The organism is Neorhizobium sp. 05N33, assembly GCF_056397445.1.
In genome coordinates this window covers 48189-72470 of the sequence record NZ_JBFTNK010000001.1, presented here as the reverse complement: position 1 = coordinate 72470, position 24282 = coordinate 48189, and the positions used below count along the sequence as shown (strand labels likewise).

The 24282-nt window shown below is 59.8% G+C and carries 27 protein-coding genes and 3 pseudogenes; 12 read left to right on the top strand and 18 right to left on the bottom strand.

Annotation, left to right across the window (positions count from 1 at the left end; all coding sequences use genetic code 11):
- Positions 1-276: 276 nt before the first annotated feature.
- The 4 genes and pseudogenes from AC1DLT_RS00340 to AC1DLT_RS00325 all read right to left on the bottom strand — a co-directional run bounded on the left by AC1DLT_RS00340 (position 277) and on the right by AC1DLT_RS00325 (position 3134).
- On the bottom strand, positions 277-837 hold the full coding sequence (locus AC1DLT_RS00340; protein WP_477485475.1) for a hypothetical protein: 561 nt from the start codon (positions 835-837) through the stop codon (positions 277-279).
- A gap of 133 nt (positions 838-970) precedes the next feature.
- Entirely contained in the window at positions 971-1630 is a 660-nt protein-coding gene (locus AC1DLT_RS00335; protein WP_477485977.1) for a transcriptional regulator, read from the bottom strand.
- Positions 1631-2356: 726 nt separating this feature from the next.
- Positions 2357-2467, bottom strand: a pseudogene (locus tag AC1DLT_RS00330) (arginase family protein); the annotation flags it as partial.
- 361 nt (positions 2468-2828) lie between these two features.
- Positions 2829-3134, bottom strand: coding sequence for a ribbon-helix-helix domain-containing protein (locus AC1DLT_RS00325; protein WP_046665716.1), 306 nt, complete (start codon positions 3132-3134; stop codon positions 2829-2831).
- 184 nt (positions 3135-3318) lie between these two features.
- Here AC1DLT_RS00325 and AC1DLT_RS00320 point away from each other — a divergent pair, with 184 nt between their 5' ends.
- The 4 genes from AC1DLT_RS00320 to AC1DLT_RS00305 all read left to right on the top strand — a co-directional run bounded on the left by AC1DLT_RS00320 (position 3319) and on the right by AC1DLT_RS00305 (position 6299).
- Positions 3319-3714, top strand: a complete 396-nt coding sequence (locus AC1DLT_RS00320; RefSeq protein WP_477485474.1) for a VOC family protein — start codon at positions 3319-3321, stop codon at positions 3712-3714.
- 57 nt (positions 3715-3771) lie between these two features.
- Positions 3772-4302 carry a gluconate 2-dehydrogenase subunit 3 family protein gene (locus AC1DLT_RS00315; protein ID WP_477485473.1) on the top strand — a complete coding sequence of 177 codons (531 nt, stop codon included), beginning with the start codon at positions 3772-3774 and terminating at the stop codon, positions 4300-4302.
- 80 nt (positions 4303-4382) lie between these two features.
- The gene (locus tag AC1DLT_RS00310; RefSeq protein ID WP_477485472.1) at positions 4383-5954 is read left to right on the top strand and encodes a GMC family oxidoreductase; all 1572 of its coding nucleotides are present in this window, start codon (positions 4383-4385) and stop codon (positions 5952-5954) included.
- 51 nt (positions 5955-6005) lie between these two features.
- Positions 6006-6299 carry a hypothetical protein gene (locus tag AC1DLT_RS00305; protein ID WP_477485471.1) on the top strand — a complete coding sequence of 98 codons (294 nt, stop codon included), beginning with the start codon at positions 6006-6008 and terminating at the stop codon, positions 6297-6299.
- Positions 6300-6385: 86 nt separating this feature from the next.
- On the opposite strand, the gene AC1DLT_RS00300 is transcribed toward AC1DLT_RS00305, so the two are convergent.
- The 3 genes from AC1DLT_RS00300 to AC1DLT_RS00290 form a co-directional block, all read right to left on the bottom strand.
- Positions 6386-7282 carry an SMP-30/gluconolactonase/LRE family protein gene (locus tag AC1DLT_RS00300; RefSeq protein ID WP_477485470.1) on the bottom strand — a complete coding sequence of 299 codons (897 nt, stop codon included), beginning with the start codon at positions 7280-7282 and terminating at the stop codon, positions 6386-6388.
- A gap of 218 nt (positions 7283-7500) precedes the next feature.
- Positions 7501-8532, bottom strand: coding sequence for an L-idonate 5-dehydrogenase (locus AC1DLT_RS00295; protein ID WP_105403711.1), 1032 nt, complete (start codon positions 8530-8532; stop codon positions 7501-7503).
- Between the two features lie 10 nt (positions 8533-8542).
- A complete protein-coding gene (locus tag AC1DLT_RS00290) occupies positions 8543-9490 on the bottom strand; it encodes a 2-hydroxyacid dehydrogenase (protein WP_477485469.1) in 948 nt (315 codons plus the stop codon).
- Between the two features lie 84 nt (positions 9491-9574).
- Between AC1DLT_RS00290 and AC1DLT_RS00285 the strand changes: the two genes are divergently transcribed.
- The 6 genes and pseudogenes from AC1DLT_RS00285 to AC1DLT_RS00260 all read left to right on the top strand — a co-directional run bounded on the left by AC1DLT_RS00285 (position 9575) and on the right by AC1DLT_RS00260 (position 13211).
- Positions 9575-10333, top strand: a complete 759-nt coding sequence (locus AC1DLT_RS00285; protein ID WP_105418253.1) for an SDR family oxidoreductase — start codon at positions 9575-9577, stop codon at positions 10331-10333.
- Positions 10293-10601, top strand: a pseudogene (locus AC1DLT_RS00280) (gluconokinase, GntK/IdnK-type); the annotation flags it as partial. The gene AC1DLT_RS00285 and the pseudogene AC1DLT_RS00280, both read left to right, overlap by 41 nt.
- Before the next feature lie 70 nt (positions 10602-10671).
- Complete coding sequence (locus AC1DLT_RS00275; RefSeq protein WP_477486000.1) at positions 10672-10815, top strand: hypothetical protein; 144 nt, start codon at positions 10672-10674, stop codon at positions 10813-10815.
- The gene (locus AC1DLT_RS00270; protein WP_105403715.1) at positions 10812-11699 is read left to right on the top strand and encodes an NAD(P)-dependent oxidoreductase; all 888 of its coding nucleotides are present in this window, start codon (positions 10812-10814) and stop codon (positions 11697-11699) included. Before AC1DLT_RS00275 ends, AC1DLT_RS00270 begins: the two co-directional genes overlap by 4 nt.
- Positions 11696-12028 (top strand): hypothetical protein, encoded by a 333-nt coding sequence (locus AC1DLT_RS00265; RefSeq protein WP_105403716.1) that lies wholly within the window; start codon positions 11696-11698, stop codon positions 12026-12028. Before AC1DLT_RS00270 ends, AC1DLT_RS00265 begins: the two co-directional genes overlap by 4 nt.
- 163 nt (positions 12029-12191) lie before the next feature.
- The gene (locus AC1DLT_RS00260) at positions 12192-13211 is read left to right on the top strand and encodes a LacI family DNA-binding transcriptional regulator (RefSeq protein ID WP_436112783.1); all 1020 of its coding nucleotides are present in this window, start codon (positions 12192-12194) and stop codon (positions 13209-13211) included.
- A gap of 135 nt (positions 13212-13346) precedes the next feature.
- Here AC1DLT_RS00260 and AC1DLT_RS00255 read toward each other — a convergent pair whose 3' ends face one another.
- From AC1DLT_RS00255 to AC1DLT_RS00240, 4 genes are all read right to left on the bottom strand, one after another.
- Positions 13347-14078, bottom strand: coding sequence for an amino acid ABC transporter ATP-binding protein (locus tag AC1DLT_RS00255; RefSeq protein WP_105427522.1), 732 nt, complete (start codon positions 14076-14078; stop codon positions 13347-13349).
- Positions 14059-14718 (bottom strand): amino acid ABC transporter permease, encoded by a 660-nt coding sequence (locus AC1DLT_RS00250; RefSeq protein ID WP_436112784.1) that lies wholly within the window; start codon positions 14716-14718, stop codon positions 14059-14061. The genes AC1DLT_RS00255 and AC1DLT_RS00250 overlap by 20 nt, the downstream gene beginning before the upstream one ends.
- Positions 14715-15419, bottom strand: a complete 705-nt coding sequence (locus tag AC1DLT_RS00245; RefSeq protein WP_105403720.1) for an amino acid ABC transporter permease — start codon at positions 15417-15419, stop codon at positions 14715-14717. The genes AC1DLT_RS00250 and AC1DLT_RS00245 overlap by 4 nt, the downstream gene beginning before the upstream one ends.
- 67 nt (positions 15420-15486) lie before the next feature.
- Positions 15487-16290 (bottom strand): transporter substrate-binding domain-containing protein, encoded by an 804-nt coding sequence (locus AC1DLT_RS00240; RefSeq protein ID WP_436112785.1) that lies wholly within the window; start codon positions 16288-16290, stop codon positions 15487-15489.
- 239 nt (positions 16291-16529) lie between these two features.
- Here AC1DLT_RS00240 and AC1DLT_RS00235 point away from each other — a divergent pair, with 239 nt between their 5' ends.
- Entirely contained in the window at positions 16530-17558 is a 1029-nt protein-coding gene (locus tag AC1DLT_RS00235; protein WP_436112786.1) for a LacI family DNA-binding transcriptional regulator, read from the top strand.
- Positions 17559-17663: 105 nt separating this feature from the next.
- On the opposite strand, the gene AC1DLT_RS00230 is transcribed toward AC1DLT_RS00235, so the two are convergent.
- Genes AC1DLT_RS00230 through AC1DLT_RS00220 form a run of 3 tightly spaced genes read right to left on the bottom strand, consistent with a single transcriptional unit; the run spans position 17664 to position 21408 of the window.
- The gene (locus tag AC1DLT_RS00230) at positions 17664-18764 is read right to left on the bottom strand and encodes an ABC transporter substrate-binding protein (RefSeq protein WP_105403723.1); all 1101 of its coding nucleotides are present in this window, start codon (positions 18762-18764) and stop codon (positions 17664-17666) included.
- A gap of 47 nt (positions 18765-18811) precedes the next feature.
- Positions 18812-19876, bottom strand: a complete 1065-nt coding sequence (locus AC1DLT_RS00225; protein ID WP_436112787.1) for an ABC transporter permease — start codon at positions 19874-19876, stop codon at positions 18812-18814.
- Positions 19877-19911: 35 nt separating this feature from the next.
- A complete protein-coding gene (locus tag AC1DLT_RS00220) occupies positions 19912-21408 on the bottom strand; it encodes a sugar ABC transporter ATP-binding protein (protein ID WP_436112788.1) in 1497 nt (498 codons plus the stop codon).
- Between the two features lie 284 nt (positions 21409-21692).
- Here AC1DLT_RS00220 and AC1DLT_RS00215 point away from each other — a divergent pair, with 284 nt between their 5' ends.
- The gene (locus AC1DLT_RS00215; RefSeq protein WP_436112789.1) at positions 21693-21863 is read left to right on the top strand and encodes a hypothetical protein; all 171 of its coding nucleotides are present in this window, start codon (positions 21693-21695) and stop codon (positions 21861-21863) included.
- 270 nt (positions 21864-22133) lie between these two features.
- On the opposite strand, the gene AC1DLT_RS00210 is transcribed toward AC1DLT_RS00215, so the two are convergent.
- The 4 genes and pseudogenes from AC1DLT_RS00210 to AC1DLT_RS00195 form a co-directional block, all read right to left on the bottom strand.
- Positions 22134-22367 (bottom strand): hypothetical protein, encoded by a 234-nt coding sequence (locus tag AC1DLT_RS00210; RefSeq protein ID WP_477485468.1) that lies wholly within the window; start codon positions 22365-22367, stop codon positions 22134-22136.
- 87 nt (positions 22368-22454) lie between these two features.
- Positions 22455-22679, bottom strand: a pseudogene (locus tag AC1DLT_RS00205) (integrase core domain-containing protein); the annotation flags it as partial.
- 153 nt (positions 22680-22832) lie between these two features.
- Complete coding sequence (locus AC1DLT_RS00200) at positions 22833-23492, bottom strand: RraA family protein (protein WP_105403650.1); 660 nt, start codon at positions 23490-23492, stop codon at positions 22833-22835.
- Positions 23492-24241 carry a FadR/GntR family transcriptional regulator gene (locus tag AC1DLT_RS00195; protein WP_105427083.1) on the bottom strand — a complete coding sequence of 250 codons (750 nt, stop codon included), beginning with the start codon at positions 24239-24241 and terminating at the stop codon, positions 23492-23494. Before AC1DLT_RS00195 ends, AC1DLT_RS00200 begins: the two co-directional genes overlap by 1 nt.
- Positions 24242-24282: the final 41 nt, after the last annotated feature.

The window sequence follows — 24282 nt, the reverse complement described above, 5'->3', positions numbered from 1 at the left end:
AATTCCGTTAGAAATTCTGACCATATCAGCATGTGCGCCACTCGGGCCTAGGCTCCGATCTCGGCGCATCAAGGGTAACCGGGAGTGCGAATTGTAGATCTCGATGATGTACGAACCGCCGCCTCCTACTGTTGAGTAACTGGAGCTCAGTGAAAGTACGGCTGCTGCTTGGTTGGGTGGCAAGGCTCAGTGTCCGTATTCGGCCGAGCTTAAAAATCGGAGAAGTTTGAGACACTGATCAAGTTCGCGGTTCGGAGGCTGGATCTTGTGACACGTTCAGCGCTGGAACCGCTCCAGCATTCTCTTCAGTTGCGCATTTTGCTGCTGAAGCTTGCGCGCCAGCTGGTCCCGCAGCAGCCTGATCTCTTCATCAAGGCGGATTGCATCGTCAGAAACGGCCGGAACGGTCGGAGCGGGTGACGGAACGGCTTCACCCCCTGCCGCTTTCTTGCCCCGGATGCTGCGCTTTCGCGTTGCACCTTCGCCCGCCTGGGAGGGTTTTGGTGCGTTGTGTGCGGCAGTATCGGCCTCATCGGATAAGGCCGGATCAGCCGCCTCCACGGGCCCAGCGCCTTCGATAGCTGCCGTGCCGTGAACACCGCTTGCCGTTTCTTCGGAATGATCCGGGTCCGCTGACACCGCCTCCGATTGTTCGTAAGCGACCGGCTTTTCGTCGACCAGAGGATCCGCGGTGTTGAGCCCGTTGTCGGCAGCCGTTTCAGTCGGTTTGGCGATGGCCAATACGTCCGGCTTCACGTCATCGGTCGAGCCGTGTTCCTGGCGCTGCTGACGTCGCGGTGACACAAGCCGGGCAAGAAGTTTCCATGGAGACGCCATTTTATTCGACCTCGTATTCTACCTCGCATGCAGGCTGCGAGCAAAAGCGTTGGCGGCAGGACCAGCCGCCGCCAAGATATTCGTCTCGATATAGCCTTGAGAATGCGGCCAGCGCTTGACCGACGGCTGCCGATCAACCGAGGTTGAGCCGCTTTCGCAGATCGGCATTTTCAGCACGCAGCTTCTCGGCCAGCTGCTTGCGCAGTCTCTGGTTTTCCTCTTCCAGCTGCAGGAGATCCGCAAACTCGTCAACGGCCGCCACCGACGGCGCGGTCGCCGCCTGCGCGGCCTTCGGAGCACGTTTGACAGGCGCACGCTTCGCGCTTGGCGCACCTTCGTCGGCCTTTGCCTTGCGTCCTCTCTTCGGCTTGACCGCTGCGGCATTCGAAGCCGCTGCCGGTTGCGCCGAAACTGCGGCTGAGGCCGTCTCAGACGCCGCCTTTTTGGCGCGAGGTTTGCGCTCCTTCTTCGGTGCGGGCGCCGCTACGGCCGGCGTGTCAGCATCAGTCATCGTATTGTTTTCGTCGGCCATTATGGTCTCCTGTAAAGCCGATGCATTTGTCTCCTGCTCGATCGGCGGTGTCAACAACGCCGCGGCCTGTTGTTCGCCGGGTAAAGACACTCCGGCGCTGCCAACCTGAGACGTTTCCGGAAGAAATGGCATTGCCTCGTCCAGCAGATCCTGTGCAACGGACTTGAGATCCATGTCTCCCCAGATCGAGTTCGGATTGGAATTGAGTTTACGCCGGCCCGATCTGTACTCGACGGCAAAGCTGCGCTGGACTTTTTTCACTTTGAGAGGCCTTGGGTGTCTGCGGTGATGTTTCGGCGACGTTTTCAGCATCGCAACAAGCCCTGCAGATAACCCCTATCGCCCCGGCGATCTATACCCATCGAGATACCCCGCCGGCCCGGCCGGCGACTGAAGTTTCACCGGCAGCAATTGGAGCCTGAGCGGTCTTGGATACGCCAATTGGCGGGGTCTGAGCAACTGGCGGAAAAGCAGAGATTCACCACGTCCGTATGGATTGTAATTGCAATCATGAGCATCAACCGCCCGGCAACATCGTTCCCCCGCGGGCTGCCACGCCGAACAGGGCCAATCAGGTACTCAATACTCTGCTGGCACCGCATATACTTCTGCCTACGGATCGGCGAGGAATGAGGGCACCGTCGGCGGCAACTGGCGCGACTACAGCGGCAGAGACCCACAGCAGGCAAGCAGTTCACATAAATCTGGCTCGGCGCCGACATGCCGCCAAATCATCCGTGCGGCATAGGGGAGGTTTTCCCTTCGCCAGGAAATTCCCATTGTTGTTCCGCGCAGATCGGCGCGCTGATACTCATCGAATGGCAGGAGGATCGTCCGCGACAGCATGGCGCTCGCGCAGGCGATACGCTCGTGATGAAGATCCGGTTCCGATAGAAGGCCGCGAGCCCTATATATCTCGAAAAATGCTGAATGCCGCTGCCAGGGTCCCGCTGGCGTTCCGTCGACTTGACGTGTATTAACCCGCCCTGCTTTGTCGGGCGAAATCAGAAACGGGCTTCCGAACTCTTCCTGATCCTTGTGATCGCGATAGGCGAGCGCGACGACGTCGTCCGGTCGCACCGGCGGGCCGCGGCCCTCCGCGGCGCGCCGACTACATTGACAAAAGCTGTTTTTGTCGAAGCCGGTCCGATCTCAGCGCTTCTCGCGACTGCCGCGACGAATGCAGCGGTCGATCGCTCAGTCCCGCCAAATGTCAGGAAACCCAAACGGTTCGCCGGAAGGCGGACTTGAACATCTCACGGACTGCACGGGAGCTCGGCCTGTCTCGAACAACGGTCTATAACATGTGCGGGCAACAGCGTAGAAATATGAAGGATGGCATATCGGACCAGGGGCGAGGGCATTCATCTTTGGCTTGCAAGGGACACGTCCCTGCCAGCACAGTAGCCAGGATCTCGGGGCCTCCCCAATGGCGAGTTCCATCGCTAATGCAAAAGGCCTACTCTGCGGCAATGATGCGAAAGCGCGACTGGCTCGCGCCGTGGCTAACGCTCATCACGTAGATTAGACAGCTTGTCCGCAGAAGCGAACTGAAGTTTGCAACTGAGCCGTTAATCTCCAGCGCCTCATCATACAATTTAGAGAGGAAACGAGCGGTCGAAAGCCCCTGCTTCTCTGCGATTTCATCGATCAGCACCCAAAAAGCTGCTTCGAGCTGAATACTTGTGGAGTGGCCCCCAATGCGAACGGACCGATTGATAGGACGATATCGACCGGGGTCTTGCCCAGCATAGATTTCACACATGGCGTTCCTCCTGCTTCTTATTGTATCAAAGTATGTGCCCGCGCAATTGAACCGTCAAATCGTAGGCGCCCCTTCGGTAAGAAATTCTTCATCGGACGTCCCCAGTCACTTTTTTCCTGGGGTAAGCCACTGCTACCAAAGAGCTTCACCGAAGTTTAAACTTGTGAAAACTTGGGAGGCGAAGGTGGCAGCGGCAATCCATTCCATGATCCGCGTTCTGGACGAAGACCGGTCCGTGGAATTCTACAACAAGGCATTCGGGCTCGACGTTGCCGACAGGCGCGACTTCGATGCTTTCACGCTTGTCTACATGAGCAATGCCGAAAGCGAATTCGAACTTGAGTTGACGATCAACAAGGGCCGCACCGAAGCCTATAATCTCGGTGACGGCTACGGCCATTTCGCCGTGTCGGTTTCCGACCTCGATGGCGAGCATGCCCGCATTTCCGCGTTCGGCTTCACCACCGGCAAGATCGTCGAACTCAACCGCGACGGCGACCTGCTTGCCCGCTTCTTCTTCGTCACCGATCCGGACGGCTACAAGATCGAGGTTCTGCAACGGCACGGCCGCTACAAATGAATGGGCTAACGGCCGGAGGAGGGCCACCGGTCTTAAACGCAATGGGAGGACCATGACATGACGACCATCTACGAGCAGCGGCCAGGACTTTCCCGGCGCGAGCTTCTGAAGCGCGGCACGGTCGGCGCCGCACTCATCATCACCGGCACGGCGGTGATCAGCCCCGACAAGGTCTGGGGGATGGAGGCGACCGCACTGAAGCCGCAGACCATGGCAACGCTGATCAAGCTTGCCCGCGACATCTACCCGCATGATTCCGTTGCCGACCGCTTCTACGCCATTGCCGTGAAAGGCCATGACACCAAGGCCGGCACTGACGCCGCGCACAAGGAACTGATCGAAACGGGCATCGCCGATCTCGATAAACGCTCTGGTGAGGGCGGCTATCGCGGACTCGGCTGGGAGGACGACCGCGTCGAGATCCTGCACGAGATCGAGGCGACGCCCTTTTTCCAGGCGGTGCGGGGTGACCTCGTCGTCTCGTTCTATAACCAGAAGGAACTCTGGCCGCATTTTGGCTATGAGGGCGAATCCTACTCCAAGGGTGGCTACATCACCCGCGGCTTCGACGACATCGAGTGGCTTTGACGGCGGTCTGACGGTCCGCGCCGGAGGAGGCGCGACTGCACGGCGTTTGACGCCGACCGCACATGTTTCGGGAGGAAACTATGACAGCTCCTTATGATCTCAACGACGATAGCGTGGTCGTCATCATCGGCTCGGGTGCCGGCGGCGGCACACTCGGAAACGAACTGGCTCAGAAGGGCATCGACGTCGTCGTGCTCGAAGCCGGCGCGCGCGTCGAACACGAAGACTTCATCAACGATGAATGGGAGAGCTTTTCCCAGCTCGCTTGGCTCGACAACCGCACGACGGGCGGCGGCTGGCGCGTCTCGAAGGATTTTCCCAACCTGCCGGCCTGGATCGTCAAGGCGGTCGGCGGCACCACGACCCACTGGGCCGGCGCATCTCTGCGCTTCCAGGAGCATGAGTTCAAGGATCTGACGCATTACGGCAAGATCGAGGGGGCCAATCTGCTCGACTGGCCGCTGACGCTGGCCGAGCTCGAGCCTTACTACGCCAAGGCCGAGGACAAGATGGGCGTCACCCGCACCAACGGCATCGAGGGCCTGCCCGGCAACAACAACTTCAAGATCCTCAAGGCTGGCGCCGACAAGCTCGGCTACAAGGAATGTCACACCGGCAACATGGCGATCAACTCGGCCGATCGCGACGACCGCATGGGCTGTCAACAGACGGGCTTCTGTTTCCAGGGCTGCAAATGGGGCGCCAAATGGTCGACGCTCTATACGGAAATCCCGAAGGGCGAGGCGACCGGCAAGCTGGAAGTGCGGCCCAACTCCCATGTCGTCAAGATCGAGCATGATGACAGCGGCAAGGTGACCGCGGTCGTCTATGCCGGCAAGGACGGCAAGCTGCAAAGCCAGAAGGCCCGCATCGTCTGCGTTGCCGGCAATTCGATCGAAAGCCCGCGCCTCTTGCTCAATTCTGCATCGAGCAAATATCCGGACGGCCTTGCCAACTCGTCCGGCCAAGTCGGCAAGAACTACATGCGCCATACGACGGGCTCGGTCTATGCCGTGTTCGAAAAGCCGGTGCATTTCTACCGCGGAACCACCATGGCCGGCATCATCCGCGACGAGGCGAAGCACGATCCGTCGCGCGGCTTCGTCGGCGGTTATGAGCTGGAAACGCTGGCGCTTGGCGTACCCTTCATGGCGGCCTTCCTCGATCCCGGCGGCTGGGGGCGTCCCTTCGCCTCGGCCATGGACAGCTATGCCCACATGGCCGGTCTCTGGATCGTTGGCGAGGACATGCCGCAGGAACAGAATGCCGTGAAACTACACGGCGAACTGAAGGACAAATATGGCATGCCGATCCCGGATGTCTGGTTCACGGATCATCCAAACGACGTCGCCATGCGCAACCACGCCTATAAGCAAGGCGAGGCGCTCTATGCGGCTGTCGGGGCGACGCGCAGCTTCCCGACGCCGCCCTATCCCTCGACACACAATCTCGGCACGAACCGCATGAGCGAAAAAGCCCGGGACGGTGTCGTCAACAAGTGGGGCCAGACGCACGACATCAAGAATCTGTTCGTTTCCGATGGCAGCCAGTTTACGACGGGGGCGGCGGAGAATCCCACACTGACGATCGTCACGCTTGCCATCCGCCAGGCTGACTACATCGCCAAGGAAATGCGCGCTGGCACAATCTGAGGACTATTACGATCATGCCCGGCGCCGCCAGCGTCATCAGCTGGGCTCCCATTGCCCTGCATTGTCAAAGGCGTCTCCAGCGTCAGCGACGCAAAGGCTTCGCTTGACGCCGGCGGCCTCTACGTCTCCAACTATGGCGGCTGCATCGTCGCCTATGGGCTCGCCGCCTACGGCGAAACCGGTCTTCACCCCACGCTCGACTTGCTCCAGCGGGAGTTCTGGACAACCCCCGGCCATCTCGGCTGCTTGACAGTCGCAAAACTGTCTTCCGGGGTCCGCGCAGTCGAGCACGTCACACCCGCGCTAACCATGATGCGGGTTAAGGCTCGTGGTCGGTTGCCTTGATGGAACTGAGCCCCGACACGTTACTCTCTCTTGTCGTGAGACCTACCCACGCCAACGCTTTACGCCAAGATGAACGCGCTTTGGCTTCAAGGGGTTTGAGCACCTCTGCGGTTCAACGTAATCGAGTATACGCTGGTCGTCGCTGTCATGAAGAGTTGATGCTTCGCGTGGCCACCAAAGCAGAGGTTGGAGACTAGTTCAGGAACAAGTACCTTTCCTATCAGGTGCCCATCCGGGGAAATGCAATGCACGCCATCTGCCGCCGAGGACCACATATTGCCATCGCTATCCATTCGGAAACCGTCTGCGCATCCTGGGCTGATGGTGTGAAACACCTCGCCGCCGGAAAGCTCGCCGCTGGAGGCAACATTGAAAACCCTGATATGTTGGGGGTCTGAGCCGAACATGCGTCCGGTATCGGCGACATAGAGGCGGGTTTCATCGGGGCTGAAGGCGAGGCCGTTCGGGCAGTTGAAGTCCGTTAACGCGACTTCAATTTCTCCAGAAGGATCGACACGGTAAACGTGGCACGGCAGTTCCTGCTCGGCCACAAAGCCTTCGTAGTCCGTCATGATCCCGTAGTGCGGATCGGAGAACCAGATGGAGCCGTCTGATTTTACAACCACATCATTGGGAGAATTCAGGCGCCTGCCCCGGTAGCGGTCAGCCACAACAGTGACGGAACCGTCAAGTTCCGTGCGCGTCACACGGCGCGTGCCATGTTCGCACGTTACCAGCCTTCCCTGCCTGTCGCGCGTATTGCCGTTGGCCAAGTTCGAGGGCTGTCGGAACGTGGAGACCCCAGCGCCTGGAGACCAGCGGAGGATGCGATTGTTCGGAATGTCGGAAAAGAGGAGGCATCCTGCATCACCGAACCAGACCGGCCCCTCGACCCAGTCAAAGCCCGTCGCAATCTGTTTCACCGGCGCATTGCCAAGGACGTATCGGCTAAACAGCGGATCGACCACTTCAAAGTACGACATGCCGGCCTTCCCTTTCTGGAAGCTGTGAGAACGCTATCGATATCACCGATACCCTTGATATGAACAGGCAAGGGTGACGAGATGTCTGAAGGCCCCGCCTGCGGCACCTCAATGGCCGCCGGGACGGCAGCGCCCTGGTCTGCCGGTCTCGCAGAAAACAAAGGCGGCGCTGATCCGGATCGCCCCCTTTCTGTTTCCGTCAAAAACCTCTCAGCAATTCAGATGAAGGCGATCTGCGCCTTCATCGCCTGGCTGCGGTCACTCGCAAGTTCGAAGGCTGTGACGACCTCCCGCAAGGGGAGCGTGTGGGTGATCAGCGGCTTCACGTCGATGAGACCCTTCTGCATGAGCCCGACTCCGATGGCGAATTCTTCATGGAAGCGAAAGGATCCGCGCAGATCCAGCTCCTTGGCCGTGATAGCCATCATCGGGACTGCCATATCTCCGCCAAGCCCCAGCTGAACGATCACCGCCCGCGGCCGCAAAACAGCGATGGCCGCTGCGAGCGCCGCCGCGGCGCCGGAGCACTCGTAGAGGACATCGAACGTTCCTTTCCCTGCCCCATAAGAGGCCAGCGCGTCGGGTTCTCTCGCCATGTTGATCGTCCGGTCGGCGCCGGCTTTGCGGGCGAGCGACAGGGTGAATTCGGAGAGGTCCGTCGCGACGATTTCAGCGGCCCCAGCACGGCGAGCCGCCAGAATGGCCAGAACGCCGATTGGCCCGCAACCCGTCACCAGAACCCGTTTGCCCAACATTTCTCCAGCCCGGCGGGTCGCGTGGAGCGTCACGGCCAGCGGTTCGGCCATTGCCGCCTCGCCCGCCGTCAGGCCATCGGCCGAAACGCATTGGATCGCGTCCGCAACGAGAACCTCACGAAAGGCGCCTTGGACATGCGGAAACGGCATGGCGCTTCCGTAGAACCGCATGTTGAGGCACTGGTTTTGGTGCCCCTCCTGGCAGTAGCGGCAGGTTCGGCACGGACGGGACGGCGAAACGGCAACGAGCTGTCCCAACTCCAATCCTTCTACACCCGGTCCAAGGGAATCGACATGTGCGGAAACTTCGTGTCCGAGAATCATCGGTTCGCGTAGCCGGACGGTGCCGAAGCCACCGTGATTGTAATAGTGGAGATCGCTGCCGCAGATTCCACCAGCGGCAAGGCGAAGGCGCACCTCTCCTGGGCCTGGTGCTTCAACCGGACGCTCCTCGATGCGCAAATCCTTTGCGCCGTGAACAACGATAGTTTTCATCGCGGCCTCCTCAAAGGACTGGCGTCAACAGTGGCTGACCGGAAAAATGCGCCGTGAGATTATCGCGGACCAGTTTCCCCATAGCCTTGCGCGTCTCAATGGTTCCCGAAGCGTGATGGGGCTGCAGGAGGACATTGTCCAACGCGAGAAAACGCGGGTCGAGTTTTGGCTCACCCTCGAACACATCAAGAGCGGCCGAGCCGAGTGCACCGCTTTCCAGCGCGGTGAGCAATGCCTCCTCGTCGACATTGGAGGCGCGAGAGATATTGATCAACATCCCCTCCCCGCCCAGTGCCGCAATCACCTCGCGACCCACGATGTGGCGGGTGACTGGGGAAGCAGCCAGGGTGACAAAGAGGAAATCAGACCGGGAGGCGAGCGCCACGGGATCAGCAATATACTCCCAATCCGAAGCGAAATCCTTCGGCGCGACATCGGAATAGGCGATCCGCATATCGAAGCCCTGGAGGCGCTTTGCAACCTCATAGCCGATGCGGCCAAGGCCGAGCACGCCTGCGCTTCGCCCCCATACGCGGCGCTTGAGCGGATAGAGGCCCTTTTCGACCCAGCTTCCATCTCTGACCCAACCTTCCGCACCGACCAGGCCACGCGACTGACATAGCATCATCGCTATGCCGAGGTCTGCCACATCGCTCGTCAATACATCAGGCGTGTTCGTGACGCGGATGCCGCGTTCCCGGCAGGCCGCGAGATCAACGGCATCGAAGCCGACCCCGTAGACGGAGACCAGCTCGAGCGCCGGGCAAGCCTCGATCATCGCCCGGCTGGCGCCAAGTTCGCCCCTTGTTGCGATCGCTTTGACGTTCGGACCGACAAACGCGAGGAAACCGGCCTTGTCGGCGGCCTCGAAATACCGATGGACCTCGAAGCTGGCAGTGAGGGGCGCCTCGTCCCATTCCGGATAGGGTCCGACCTGGAGGATCTGCGGCTTGTTCATTTGGCTTCTCCGTCTCTTGACAATCAATGTTATCGATAACATAAGAGACAATATTGTGGATGTCGAGAGAAAACGGAGAGATCAATGGGGCGAAGCTTGTTTGACTTGACGGGTTGCCGGGCCTTGATCACCGGCTCGTCGCAGGGCATCGGCCTTGCCCTTGCCCGTGGTTTGGCTGACGCCGGCGCAGAAATCGTGCTCAATGGACGCGATGCGGTCAAGCTGGCGCAAGCCGCGACAAGCTTCGGCGCCGGCGCCCATCAGTTGGTCTTCGACGTGACCGAACATGAGGCCGCGCGGCGCGCCGTTGACGAATTCGAAGCAAAAACGGGCGCGATAGACATCCTTGTGAACAACGCAGGCATGCAGCACCGAACTCCGCTGGAGGATTTTCCGGCGGATGCGTTCGAACGGCTGATGCGCACCAATGTTTCCAGTGTCTTCAACGTCGGACAGGCGGCTGCCCGGCATATGATCAAACGCGGCGCCGGTAAGATCATCAATATCGCCAGCGTACAGACTGCCCTAGCCCGCCCCGGCATCGCGCCATATACGGCCACCAAAGGCGCAGTTGGCAATCTGACCAAGGGCATGGCAACTGACTGGGCAAGATACGGGCTGCAATGCAATGCGATAGCGCCCGGTTATTTTGACACGCCGCTGAACGCCGCTCTGGTCGGCGACGCCGATTTTTCCGCGTGGCTGGAGAAACGCACACCGGCCGGCCGCTGGGGCAAGGTCGAAGAGCTGGTCGGCGCCTGCGTGTTCCTTGCTTCGAGCGCCTCCTCTTTTGTGAACGGACATGTGCTCTATGTCGACGGCGGCATCACGGCCTCTCTCTGAGGCCAGGCAACGATTGATATTGATGGGTGTTGCCGGATGCGGCAAGTCCTCTGTCGGAGCGGCGCTCGCCGTCGGGTTGGGCGCAGCCTACCTGGACGGGGATGATCTGCACCCATTGGCAAACATTGCGAAAATGAGCCAGGGAATCGCTTTGGACGACGACGACCGCTGGCCGTGGCTGACGCGAGTAGGACGGGCACTCGCCGCCTCCGAGAACCCGTTGATCATTGGCTGCTCAGCGCTCAAACGTGCGTACCGTGCCCATATCGCGCAGGAAGCAGGAGCGCCTGTGATTTTCATCCATCTTTCGGGCACGCCCGAGGTTATCGGGGCACTTCATGCCGCAGGGGTTGCTGGCAAGCCAGTTTTCGACGCTCGAACCGCCGGGGTCGGAGGAAAATGCGATCACTGTGGATATCGACGAGCCGCTCGACGGGGTCGTCGACAAGATTATTGCACAATTGGGAGGAATGCGAGGATGACGAACAGAGTTGCATTGATAGGCGCCGGAGCGATGGGCGGAGCTATCGGCGCACGGCTCTTGGAGACCGGCAACAACTTGACGGTCTTTGACCTGGACAAGGCCAGGGTGCAAGAGCTGGTGGGCAAGGGTGCAAAAACCGCAGCGAGTGCGGCAGAGGCAGCGTCCGTTTCGGACTACGTGATCCTCAGCCTCAATTCTCCAAAGATCGTGAGGCTGGCTGTTTTTGGCACCGGTGGTGTCGCCGAAGGTGCCGCGCCCGGAACGCTCGTCATCGACATGTCCTCCATCGATCCGGAAGCAACGAAGGCGCTGGCATCGGACGCTGCGGAGGTTGGTTTGCGCTGGGTCGACAGTCCCCTCTCGGGCGGCGCTCCAAAAGCATTGGTCGGACAGCTCACGCTGATGGCAGGTGGCAAAGAACAGGATGTCGCAGACGCGCATCGGGTGCTGCAACATGTCGCCTCGAACTACACCCACATGGGGCCTTCAGGTGCTGGCCAGACGACGAAATTGATCAACCAGGTTCTCTGCGGCCTGAATTTTCTGGCGGTGGCCGAAGCCACGCAGTTGGCGCTCGACGCTGGCGTGGATGCCGCCAAAATCCCGCAGGCCCTGAAGGGTGGCCGCGCCGACAGCGCCATCCTGCAGGAATACATGCCGCGATTCGTTGCCAAGGACTACCGGCGCACCGGCCGGATTGACAACATGGTCAAGGATCTGAACGGCGCGCAGGATCTTGCACGCCTGACCAACACGGCCATGCCACTCACAGCTACCTGCGCCGAAGTGCATCGGATGCTGACGGCCGCCGGCCTCGGTGGTGAGGATCAGGCCGCTCTGATGGAATTTTTCAAGGGTCCCAACAAGGATATCGCACAATGATCACACGCTATGCTCTCTTCGAAGGAACGGTGAAGGAAGGTCAGACCGAAGCGTTTCGGACCGCCGTCCTGGAGAATATCCTGCCAAAATGGAAAGCCTTCCCAGGTGCGCTCGAAGTAAGAGTGACCTTTGCGGATGCCCGGGACGAAGGGGCGCCGGAAATCCCGATGATCCTTGCGATCAATTATCCCGATCTTGCGACGGTTGAGACGGCGTTGGCGAGTCCAGCCCGCACTGCTGCCAAGGCGGCCACGGAAGAAGTCCTAGCCCGGTTCTTCGACGGACGCATTCACCACCATGTGACACAGGCAAACGAATTCCCACTGTAGCCCGCAAGATGCCCCGACAAGCGAGGCCCTTCAACGCTTCGCTTCTCTTTGTTTCCGCCGCATCAAGCTTTGCTCCCGTCCAATCACGAGCGACGCCACAACGGGCTTGCAATCCTGCGACAAACTCGCTGTAGTGCCGGTGATAACGATAACATGGGCCAAAATGCATAATATTCGCAAGCCAATCACGATGGCGGACATTGCACGCAGCACCGGCGTGTCGCCGATGACGGTGTCGCGCGCCTTCAAGCAGGACGCCTCCGTCAGCCAGGAAACCCGCGAAGCCGTGCTGCGTGCTGCGGAGGAACTCGGTTATGTCTTCGACAGCACCGCCGCAAATTTGCGTTCGCAACGCACTGACTTCGTGGCGGTCACCATTCCTTCAATCAACAACGCCAATTTCGCCGATACGGTACGTTCGCTGAGCGATGGCCTCGCGGAGAGGGGTCTGCAAATCCTCCTCGGCTACACCAACTACGACACGAAGGAAGAAGAACGGCTCATCGAGCAGCTCTTGCGGCGCAAGCCAGAAGCGATCGTGGTAACGGGGGGCAAACACACCCCACGCGCCCGCAAGCTCCTGTCGAACGCGGGAATCCCGGTCATCGAGACCTGGGACCTTCCTGAAGAGCCGATCGGTCACGTCGTCGGCTTCTCCAATGCACTCGCGGTGCGCGAGATGGTCAATCACTTCGTCTCTTCCGGCTATCGAAAGATCGCCTTCATTGGCGGTGACGCCGACCGCGACACGCGTGGCACCGACCGCCGGGCCGGCTTCATCGCCGCAATAAAGGATCACGGTCTGGATGCGGAACGCCTGATTGCTGCCGGCCCTCCGCCGATTTCGATGCGGGAGGGCGCGAACGCGATGGGACGGCTGCTGGAACAATTTCCTGACACCGAGGCGGTGATTTGCGTCTCCGACCTTTCCGCCTTTGGCGCGCTCACGGAATGTCAACGTCGCGGCCTTGCGGTGCCCGGACAAATCGCGATCGGTGGTTTTGGCGACTACGAGATCGGCGCAATCTGCGTTCCCAGCCTGACCACAATCAACGCGTTCGCGGCTGAGATCGGAACAAAGGCGGCGAAGCTCATTATCGACGTCCTGGACGGACGGCTGGCGAATGAATCGGGACGCGTGACGATCCGGCCGGACTTGATCCTGCGAGAGACCAGTCGCTGACGACCCCGGCCCTTGCTGTTGCGATACCAAGCGAACATTCGACAAGGTGCGGCGTCCACCACCCAACCCGATCTGCTCCTGCCGCCTGAGGGGCTTGCCCTGCGGCGGCAGGATGTTTGATGCGCTTTAACCCGGTTACTTAACGTCGGACTTCACGAACTGCCGCAACTCCTGTGTTTGCGGATTGGCAAAGAGCTCCTTGGACGGCCCCTCTTCCCAGATCGTACCTTTGTGCATGAAGATGGTTTTCGTCGCCACCCTTCGGGCGAACGCCATTTCGTGCGTTACAAGGATCATGGTCATCCCGTCGCGAGCGAGCGTCTCCATCACCGTCAACACTTCTTCGGTCAGTTCCGGGTCGAGCGCCGAGGTCACTTCGTCGAACAGCATCACCTTTGGCCGCATGGCAAGCGAACGGGCGATCGCCACCCGCTGCTGCTGGCCGCCGGAAAGCTGATCCGGGTAGGAATCGAACTTTTCCAGGAGGCCCACGAGCTGCAGCACCTCCCGGGCGATTTTCTGCGTCTCGGCCTTTGCTATGCCCTTCACGATGCGTGGCGCAAGCATGATGTTCTCACCGACAGTCAGATGCGGAAACAGGTTGTAGCTCTGGAAGACGATGCCGACATCGGTGCGCAGGCTGCGCAATGCTTTAGCATCTCCCCCAAGCGTGTGGCCGGCAATTTCCACGTGGCCGGAATTGATCTTTTCCAGACCGTTCATGCAGCGCAGCAGCGTGCTCTTACCGGAGCCTGACCGACCGATCAGCGCGAAGACCTCTCCGCGCCCGACACTGAGCGAGACGCCCTTGAGAACTTCGAGCGCACCGAAGCTCTTGTGAACCTTTTCAACGATTACTTCCGGCATGGAGCCTCCTTTCCAGCCAACGCGACAGCTGGGACAATGGGTAACAGACGACGAAATAGAGAACTGCAACCGCGACGAAGACGCGGAAGGGCTGGAACGTCGCATTGTTGATGAGTTGCCCCGCGCGAGCGAGTTCAACGAAACCGATGATTGAGGTAATTGAGGTGTTCTTGACCACCTGCACCGCGAAACCGACGGTGGGAGGCAGCGATATGCGGACAGCCTGCGGCAGGATGACGTAGCGATATTGTTGCAGCCGGGTCATGGCGAGGGACTCCGACGCCTCCCATTGCTGCTTCGGCACTGCCTGAATGCAGCCACGCCAGATTTCCGCCAGGTAACCCGATGCGTAGATCGTCATCGATGCACCCGCGGCAATCAGCGGCGGCAACTCCAATCCGGCAAGGCTCAGGCCATAATAGGATAAGAACAGGATCATCAGAACAGGAATGCCCTGGATGACCTGGATGTAAGTGCCGGCAGCAATACGCACCGCCTTTGTGCGCGAGGTGCGGGCAAGTGCCACGGCAAAGCCGAGAAGACCGCCCCCGATCAGTGCAATGACCGTCAGGACGATGGTCCATTGCAGTGCTTGCAGCAGGAAACCGAATTCATTGAAACCGAATGTTCTAAGCGTCATGCCTGTACCTCCGGCAGGGACGTCATGGTACGGCGGGCGACACGGCGGCCGAACAGCCACATACCGACGAGCGCCAGACAAGCACGCAACGCAAGCGCAAGCGCCAGATAGATCAGCGTGACGACGATATAGACCTCGAACGACCGGTAGGTCTGCGATTCAACAAAGGCGGCCGAAGCTGCCAGTTCATGCGTCGAAATCGCCGAACAGATACTCGAGGCCAGCATCATCAGCACGAACTGGCTGCACAGCGCCGGATAGACCTTGGCGATCGCCGGCACGATGATGACGTGGCGATAGATTTGAAAGCGGGTGAAGCCGAGCGCCTCGCCTGCTTCGATCTGTGACTTATGCACCGCCTCAATTCCGGCGCGGATGATTTCCGTCGAATAGGCGGCAAGATTGATCGTCATACCGATCAGCGCAGCTGTATCGGCGCCGACGCGCAGGCCGAGGCCGGGTAGACCGAAATAGACGATGAAAAGCTGGACCAGGAATGGGGTGTTGCGAATGATCTCGACATAGGCATCGACAAGAAATCGCGCGGCGCCGCCTTTCACTGAGCGGATAGAGGCAAGGACGACGCCCGCCGCCGAGCCAAGAAGGATCGAAAGGACTGAAAGTTTGATCGTCAGCCAGATGCCGTTCAGAATTTCATCCTGATACTGTGCAAGCACGCCGAATTGAAACGTATAGGACATAAGCGAGCTCCGTCGATGTTTCGTGGCCCGCCGACGGTTCCGCCGGCAGGCTCTCACGCAAACCCACTTAGAAGGACGGAAGCGTCGGCATTGGACGGCCTGTCCATTTGGTTGCAACCTTGTCGAGGTCACCGGAGATCTTCATCAGGTAGATCGCCGTGTTCAGCCATTGGCGCAGTTCGAAATCCTGCATCTTGGTCGCCATCGAGTTGCCCTGCTGGAAAAAGGTGAAGCCAACCTGCAGTCCGGCGTCCGGGCGCTGTTTGATGATCGCTTCACCCACTGTCGAAGGCAGCGCAACTGCATCGGCCTGTCCGGCGATGAGGGCCTGCGCGCTGGTGGAGTCGTCCTCAAATACGACGATTTGCATGCCGGGTACCGCGGCCTTTCGTAGCGCAGTCTCTTGCGACGAACCGCGATTGACCGCCACGCGCTTACCCTTGAGATCGGCAAGGCTCGCGAACTTTTGGTCAGGGCCGGAGATGATGTCCATGTTGAAGGCGCTGTACGGCTGCGTGAACATGACGGTCTTCGCCCGTTCGCCGGTCGGCGCAAGTGTGGCGACGAGGAAATCGACCTTGCCTGTCTGAAGTGCGGGAATGCGGGCGGGCGGGGTGAGCGGCACAAGTTCGACGGGTAACGACAGATACCCGCCAATCAGATTGGCGACGTCGACGTCATAACCTGTCGGGTTGCCCTTCTCGTCCACCATCCCCATAGGCGGTGCACCGGTCAGGACACCTATCCGGACTGAGCCGCGCGACACGATGTCGTTCAGCGTCGTCGCGCTAGCCTCGGCAGTCGCGGCCAGGCTTGCTATTCCTATTCCGATCGCAGTCAGCGTCGTCCGTACATAGTTTGAGATTTTCATCGTTCTTCCTCCACTTGTCATAATGATTGCTGCAAGGCATCTCGCCACGGAGCATGCGTTCACGGTCGCGAGCTCGCAGTTCCGCTCCTTCGGAGCGTCGTTCTCCTCCCAAACCGCCTGCCCGGACTTAAAACCGTCGCATCTGGCGTTATGGGGTTATCGCTAACCTAAATTGATGTTATCGATAACAATCGGGAGCGTCAAGTCTGTTTGTGCATCCCTGCAAAGAGGAGAAATATGTGAGGCAGAAACGCGCGAAGACCGTCACTCTTGTTGAAGTGGCCGCCAGGGCGGGCGTCAGCAGAATGACCGTCTCAAAGGTGATCCGGGGCGTCGGAAGCATCTCAGAGGAGACGCGAGCGAGAGTCAGGCGAGCGGCGGACGAATTAGGATATCTGCCCAACAGCCTCGCAGGATCGCTGAGTTCGCGCAGAAGCCGTATGGTGGCGGTCATCATCCCCTCGATCAGCGATATCGTCTTCTCCGAAGTGCTCAGCGGGGTGAACGCGGTGCTCAGACCGAATGGGTATCAAACGTTCATCGGCGAGTCGCATTTCGACCCGATCGTGGAAGCCGATCTTATTCGTGAAATGCTCTCGTTTCAGCCGGCCGGACTTTTGCTGAATGGCGGTATGGAGCGGAGCGCCGCTTCCATGAGGTTGCTTGAAAACCGCAACTGCCCAGCCATTCAGCTTTGGGATTGCGATAACTCCGGCCTCGATTTCGGGGCAGGCCCATCCCATGCGGAGGCAGGCCGTCTCGTTGCAATGCATTTTCTCGCGCGTGGCTTGCAGAGGATCGCCTACGTTGGTGCCGAGCTGGAGAAGGATCTTTGTGCCCGCCGCCGCTATCTCTCACTGCAGTCTTCGCTTGCCGCCGCCGACATCGCCCTGGTGAGCGTAACGTGCGAGCGGAAACCGAGACAGGCCGCGACCGGGCGCGTTTTGACGGAGCAACTCATGCGGACGCATCCCGACGTACAGGCCATCCACTTCCTGAATGACGCAATGGCGTTGGGCGGCCTGTCATATCTTCACGAAGCGGGTATAGCTGTCCCGGGCCAGGTCTCGGTAGTGGGGTTCAACGGTACGTCCATTCCCAATACGGTGCGCACCCGGCTCACCACGATCGATACGCCGCGAGAGGCGATCGGAGAGACGGCCGCTCGCGCGCTACTGGACATGCTTCGGAACGCGAACGCTCACCCCAGCAGGTCATGGCAAGCAGCGCTGCATTTGGTCCAGGGCAACACCACAGAAAAAATCTAGTTGCAGGTTTCCAGCTGATCCGTCAGGGAGTTTTATTGGGGTGTCTGTTAGAAACTGAAAAAATGGGCACCATTCGCAGTGCCTAGTTTGTTTGGGAGACGGTTGTTACATCTTGCGCCAGAGTTTCTTGTATTCGTCACGGTAGCCGTTATCTGGGTCGAAGCTGTTCTTCGGTCCACCGTCGAACTCGACATTGCCCGACGTGACGACGTGCAAGGGCGATAGGTAGCCGGACCAAGTTTCGCCGGCGAATGCGCGGTTCAGCTCATCGACGAGCTGCCATCCCTGCAGGTTCAAGGGTTCGGCGACCGTCACCTTCTGGAACTGACCGGCACGGATGCGCTGATAGGCTGATTCCGAACCATCGCCGGCTGCCACATTGATCGGTGCATCGGTGCCGCCCTTGCCCGCGGCTGCAAGCGATGGACCCATGAAGTCGAAATAGAGATCGTTGATGGCCAGCGAGTGGGTCCATTTGTCGCCGTATTTCTGCAGCAGCGACGTGGTCAGCTGCGGCATGCGCTGCGACGTTTCGGCGATCGGCGTGTCGACATAGGCGAGAACCGTGCCGCCGAGTACCTCGATCTCAGCCTTCATCTTGTCAGCCTTTGCGATGGCGATGGCATAGGTGCTGTCGGTGAAGATGATCACGCCCGGCTTGCCCTTGGCATCGACATAGGCGTAGTCGGCCGCCGCCTTGGAGACTTCCATGGCATCGGTGCTGACATTGGCGAAGAGACCTGTCTTTTTATCGGGGCCGATGACTGGTCCCGCATGCCAGGCGACGAGCGGAATTCCCGCAGCCTTCACTTGCTCCAGGGCCGGGGCCTGCTCGACGGCATCGAAGCCGTTGATGATGATGCCGGCGGGCTTCAGGGCCAGTGCCTGGCCGAACGCTGCCGTGCGGCCGCCGATCGAGCCGGCGCCATCCAGCACCTTGACCTCCCAGCCAATTGCCTTCGCGGCCTCCTCGACGCCGGTGGTCACGCCCAGGATGCCGCCATTCTTGAGATCGCCGGCCAGCACGACGATGGTCTTGCCTTCCTGCGCCTTGGGGCTGGTCTTCGGGCCGTCCCAAGCGGTGACGCGGGTGGCGTATTTGTCCACCACGGTCTTGGCATTGGCCATGGCATCGGCCAGCGCCGGGCCCGCCAGCATCAGTGCCAGCATGGCGACCGAGTTCTGGATCAGTGTTCTGCGTTGCATATTCTTTCCTCCCTTGAAGATAGTGCGGTTCGTGGAAACCTTTTTCGTCAGCTTGTCTGCGTTTTTGCGGGCAACGGGCCGGGGACCGCCGCCTTGCCGGCTGCGCCCCGTTTGCGCTGCGCATAACCGGCGATGCCGATAGCCACGAGCAGGGTGAGACCGTTGAAGAGCGGCTCGACAAAGAATGAACCGCCGATCTGCTGAATACCGGAGATGCCAACCGCCAGAATGACGACACCGATCATCGTGCCCCAGACATTGACGCGACCGGGCTTGATCGTGGTGGAGCCGAGAAAGGCACCGACGAGCGCCGGCAGCAGGTATTCCAGCCCTACGCTTGCCTGGCCGATGCGCAGTTTCGAGGCGAGCAGGACGCCAGCAAGCGCCGCAAGCGTCCCCGAAGAAACGAAGGCGCCGATCACGAAGCGGCGGACCGGGATACCGTTTAGCGCAGCCGCCTTCGGATTGGCACCGATGGCATAGACATAGCGGCCGATCGGCAGATATTCCATGATGATCCAGAGCGTGACGGCAATGGCCATAACGTAGAAGCCGGTGATGGGCAGACCAAACAACATGGTGCCGTTGAGCGCATAGAAACCATTGGGCAGAACACCCACCACCTGCCGACCGCCGGTATGCCACAGCGCCAGCGCATAGAGTATGGTGCCGGTGCCAAGCGTGGCGATGAAACTGTCGATCCGCGCCACCTCGACCAGAAGTCCATTGAGGAAACCGGTGAAGGCGCCGAGAGCCAGCACAATGGCAACAGCGATCGGCCACGGGACACCGAACATGGTCTGGAGACTGATCGCCAGAATATGCCAGAGCACGATGCCGTAGCCTACCGTGAGATCGATGCGACCGGAAGCCATCGGGATCATCGCCGCCAATGACAGAAGTGCGATGATCGCCTTGTCCGAAACGATCGAGCGCAGATTCAGCAGGGTCGGGAAGGTTGCGGGCAGCAGGACCGAAAACAGGAGGATCAGGAAGACTGTCAGAATGACGAGACCATAAACTGGGACATAGCGAGCGATCTTCTGACCAATGGTTAGCCCGGCCAGTTCGCCGCGCGTCGGCTCAAGCGCCGTGGATTCGATCGATTGCATGGTTCGTGGCTCCTGTGGTCTACAAGGCTTGCGGTCTAGGCCGCTTCCGATGCCGAAGCGGCGGAAATGACGGCGGATGTGGTCAGGGCCTCACCCTGAAGTTCGGCGACGATGCGGCCGCGCGAAAACACCAGCGCGCGGTGGCAGATGTGGGCGATTTCTTCGAAATCGGTGGACACGACAACGACGGCTAGACCGGCTTCCAATGCTTGGGCGATCAGTTTGTAAATCTCAGCCTTGGCTCCGACATCGACGCCGGCGGTCGGGTCTTCGGCGATTAGCAGTTTGCGAGCCGTGACTAACCAGCGGCCGACGACGACTTTCTGCTGGTTGCCGCCTGAAAGGGCTTCGATTGGAAGTCTCTGGTCGTTCGGGCGCAACCCTACCGCTTCACCGATCTTGCGGGCCCGCTTGGCCTCCTCGGCCGGCGACAGGAAAGAGAACAAGCCACGGCCGGATGCACCGGGGTTGATGAAAGTGTTTTCCCGGAGCGACAGCGACATCGCAACAGATTCCTCCGCCCGGTCGCGGGCGATCAACCCGATGCCGGATCTCATCGCTGCGACGGCGCTCGAAAGGTCCGGGGTTTCGTCGTCCAGGTGAATGGTGCCGCCAAATGCCTCGCAGCCAAACAGGGTGCGGCCTATGATTTCCTGACCGGCGCCGCGCAGTCCGACAAGGCCCAGAAGTTCGTTTCGGCGGATATCGAAGGATACGGGTCCTGTGCCGGCGCAGGTCAGGTTTTTCGCTGCAAGGACGGTCCTGCCAGGTGTGCAGGCGGCCTTGACGAAAAGCTGGTTGGCCGGGCGGCCGACGATCATCTCGATCAGGTCGTCCGGCCCCGTCTCGCTGACTGGCCGCTGGCCCACCAGCTTGCCGTCGCGCAAGACTGCGACGCGGTCGGCGATGCGAAAAATCTCGTCCAGCCGGTGCGACACGTAGATCATGCCAACGCCGCGTTCCTTCAACGGACGAATGGCGTTGAACAGCCGCTCGACTTCGTCGGCTGGAAGGCTTGCGGTCGGTTCGTCGAGAACCAGAACGTCCGCCTCGACGGCAAGCGCGCGGGCAATTGCAACAAGCGATTTTTCCGTGCGGGTGAGGTCCTGGACGCGGGTGCTGGGGTCGAAGTCGCAGCCGACCAGTGCCAGCGCCTCGCGGGCACGATCTTCCGTTCCGCGCCAGTCGATCAGCCGCGAACGCATGGAAAAGCCCTGCGCCAAACCAACATTCTCGCCGACTGTCATCCATTCGATCAGACCGAGATCCTGATGGATGAAGGCAACGGGTTGACGCGTGTTGGGTTTCGGCGGGCGGTGACTGTAAGGCTCACCGCGAAAGAGGATTTGGCCGCTATCCGGCCTGTAGATGCCGGCGAGCGTCTTGATCAGCGTCGACTTTCCGGCGCCGTTTTCGCCGAGGAGCGCCAGGATCTCGCCAGGGAGCAAATCGATGGAGACGTTCTCGAGGGCGCGAGTGCCACCAAATACCTTGGTGATGTTCTGGAACTCGATGAGTTTGCGATTGTCCACCCCTGCTCCTCCCAAAGCTTGCTGCCACCATCATATACTATGTTATCGATAACATCGACGTCAAGAGCATTTTCCGCTCCTAGTCAGGAATAGATCCAACGCAGCTCGTGTTGGTGTTCCGCCCATGTCAGCGCTCGGTCCATATTGGCGCGTGGATCGTCGCGGCGATTTTCGCGCTCGCCTTCCCCTTATGGGCCTCGCCATCCTGGCAATGGTCACGATCGATCAGGTGATGATCCGTTTGGTCCCTCCGCTAAAGCGCGCCATTTCGTAAGGAGACGGCGATGAAGAAATTCATTTATTGCCGGCCTGCTATGGTCTCGACCGTCACAGGGGCACTTGCGGCCGACATTCCGATCGACCTAGCGGCATTGCTTTCTATGGTTCCGCGCGTCGATGTTGGCGGCGGCTACCTCACGATGTCGCATCTTGGCGTGGTGCCTTTTGAGCTGTGACTCTCGCGGTCAGCCCCGGCGTTTCTGAATCCGGCATGATGTTGGCGGTGGTTATGATGCTGGGAGTGGTTTTGACACTTAGGACCCGCACAGGCGCAATGGTTGTTGGACGCATAAATCTCATCCACCAACCTATCGAAGGTTTCACGGTTCTTAAGGCTTGCACGCCTTGAACGTATTCGAACCGTCGACACGGTGGAGATGTCGTCCGCTCAGCAATGATTTCCGATATTTAACAAGCGGCTGGATATGGTGGGTCAAATGGCGTTGTCACTCGCTGTTTCGTTTGATCGGAATTACTTCTCCTCTTGCCCCTCCGAGGTTGTCCCGCGGCGTCGCGACGGGCTTAAGCTCCACGATTCTCGCAGCCTGCAGGCTTAGCCATCCGGATGGCAGACCTGTCAGACTTTCGACGTCGTGCGGAAACAGTGGTAGATCTTCACGCAAATCTTCTTTTGTGACTTGTCCCGCATCGACCAATGCCTTGAACACGTCCGCGAGCAATGTCGGCTCCTGCATCGGCCAAATGTCGTCAAACGGCTCCCGCCTGGAGTAGCCCTTTGCGCTGTATATTTTGTAGAGACGAATTGCGGAGCTTAGGCTACCGTGGGGGCGACGCCATCGTACATAAAGCGTCCCGTCGGGTAGAAGCGATTTCGGTGTTGTGAGGATGGATATGCGCATGCTTTGGGCCATTGGCGCAAGGCCGTCTGGATCAAGCGCTCGGCTTGCCGTTGGTCTTGGGTGTGTAGGGTCTGGTGCGGATGTGCTTGAGACCGAGGGCCTGCACGCATTCGCGAAGTCCCTGGCCTTGAAGCGCGTCAGAGCCAGTTCTTACTGAAAACTTTGAGGCTGGGCCGGGTCAAGATCTCATTCGAATTCGAAGTGGACCGTTCAATCGAAACTATCGAGCTGTCCCGACAGCGAAGTGGCCGTGCTAACGTCACCGCCACTTCGCATTTGGCCGGATTAGACCGGCCAGACAGACTGCAGCTTCTCGCCCGACAAGATACGATCTCTGGCCACGGTCTCATGCTTTCCAAGCGTGTCGGCCTGGTCGGCGACAGCGGCCAGGTGCTCCTTCGGGATGCAGACGACACCATCTACATCGCCAAAGATCACGTCGCCGGGTTTAATGGTGACGCGGCCGATCTTGATCGGGATCTGCGATTCGATTGGTTCCTTCTTTCCGGTCACGCCGACCGGGCTCGGCTCGGTGCCGAATAACGGGTAGCCGAGTTTTCGGACCTGTGCGAGGTCGCGTACCGTGCCGTTAACGATCGTGGCCGCCGCACCGCGTGTCTTGGCGCCCGAACTCATTAGCTCGCCGGAGCAGGAGCCCGGCGCACAGGAAGCTTCGCAGACGAGGACCCCGCCCTTCGGCGCGTTGTCGACAGCATTGTGATAGACGTCCTGTGGCTCGCCTTTGCGGTCTGACAAACCAAAAAGCACAGTCACGGCCGGTCCGCAGATCACCTCTCCTTCCGCCAAGGCACCCAGCAACTTGATGCCTTCCAGATGTCCCCAGAGGCCGAGCGCCTCCATGCTGTCGTGCACGTCACCCGAATACCAATTCTTCAGGCGCTCGATCGCGCTCCAGTCGACATCGGAATAGTCAAAATCAGGCATTACGTCTTTCCTCCCTTGGATGCTTTTTCAATGGCAATGCGCAGGTAGTTCGCGCTGTTGTCGATCTGGGCGCGGACCAACGCCTTTGCCCCAATTTCGTTGTGGTCGCTGATCATCTGATAGATCGCGGCGTGTTCGTCGTAGGCCTCGTCAAGCGACTTGGTCGGCACACGGCTCGTTACCTGGATGACTTCACTAATGAGGCTGGCGAAATTGTCATAGATGATCGACAGGATGCGATTGCCCGCCGAGTGGACGATGGCCAAATGAAAGGCCGCGTCGGCCTCTACGAAACCGGAGAAGTCCGTTTCATCCCGCGCCCTGCGCATGCGATCCAGATTCTCCTTAACCGCAGGAGCGATCGGCGCATCGGACGCGCAGACGATTTCGAGGATCTCCGTCTCGATCATGCGACGCGCCACCATCAGCTGCTGCAGATATTCCGGCTCCGCCGCCAACCGCTGACGGACCGTCACGGCCAGCGTATCGAGAAACTCGTTCACGTCCTCGCGCACCACGGTCGTGCGCTCACCGTGACGACGCAACAGGAGACCCTTGGTTTCGAGCGTGTGGATTGCCTCGCGCACGGCGCGGGTGGAGACACCGAACTCCTTGGCGATTGCGCTTTCGGAATCCAGCTTGTCGCCGATCTTCAACTCGCCGCTCAGAATGCTGGCCTCCAGCGCCGATGCCACCATGATGTGCAGGCGGTCTCGCTTCGGAACTGTGGATGTTTCAGCAGTCATCATGTCGGGCTCCCGCAGTCGTGTTTCGCTTTGACCTTTTGCAG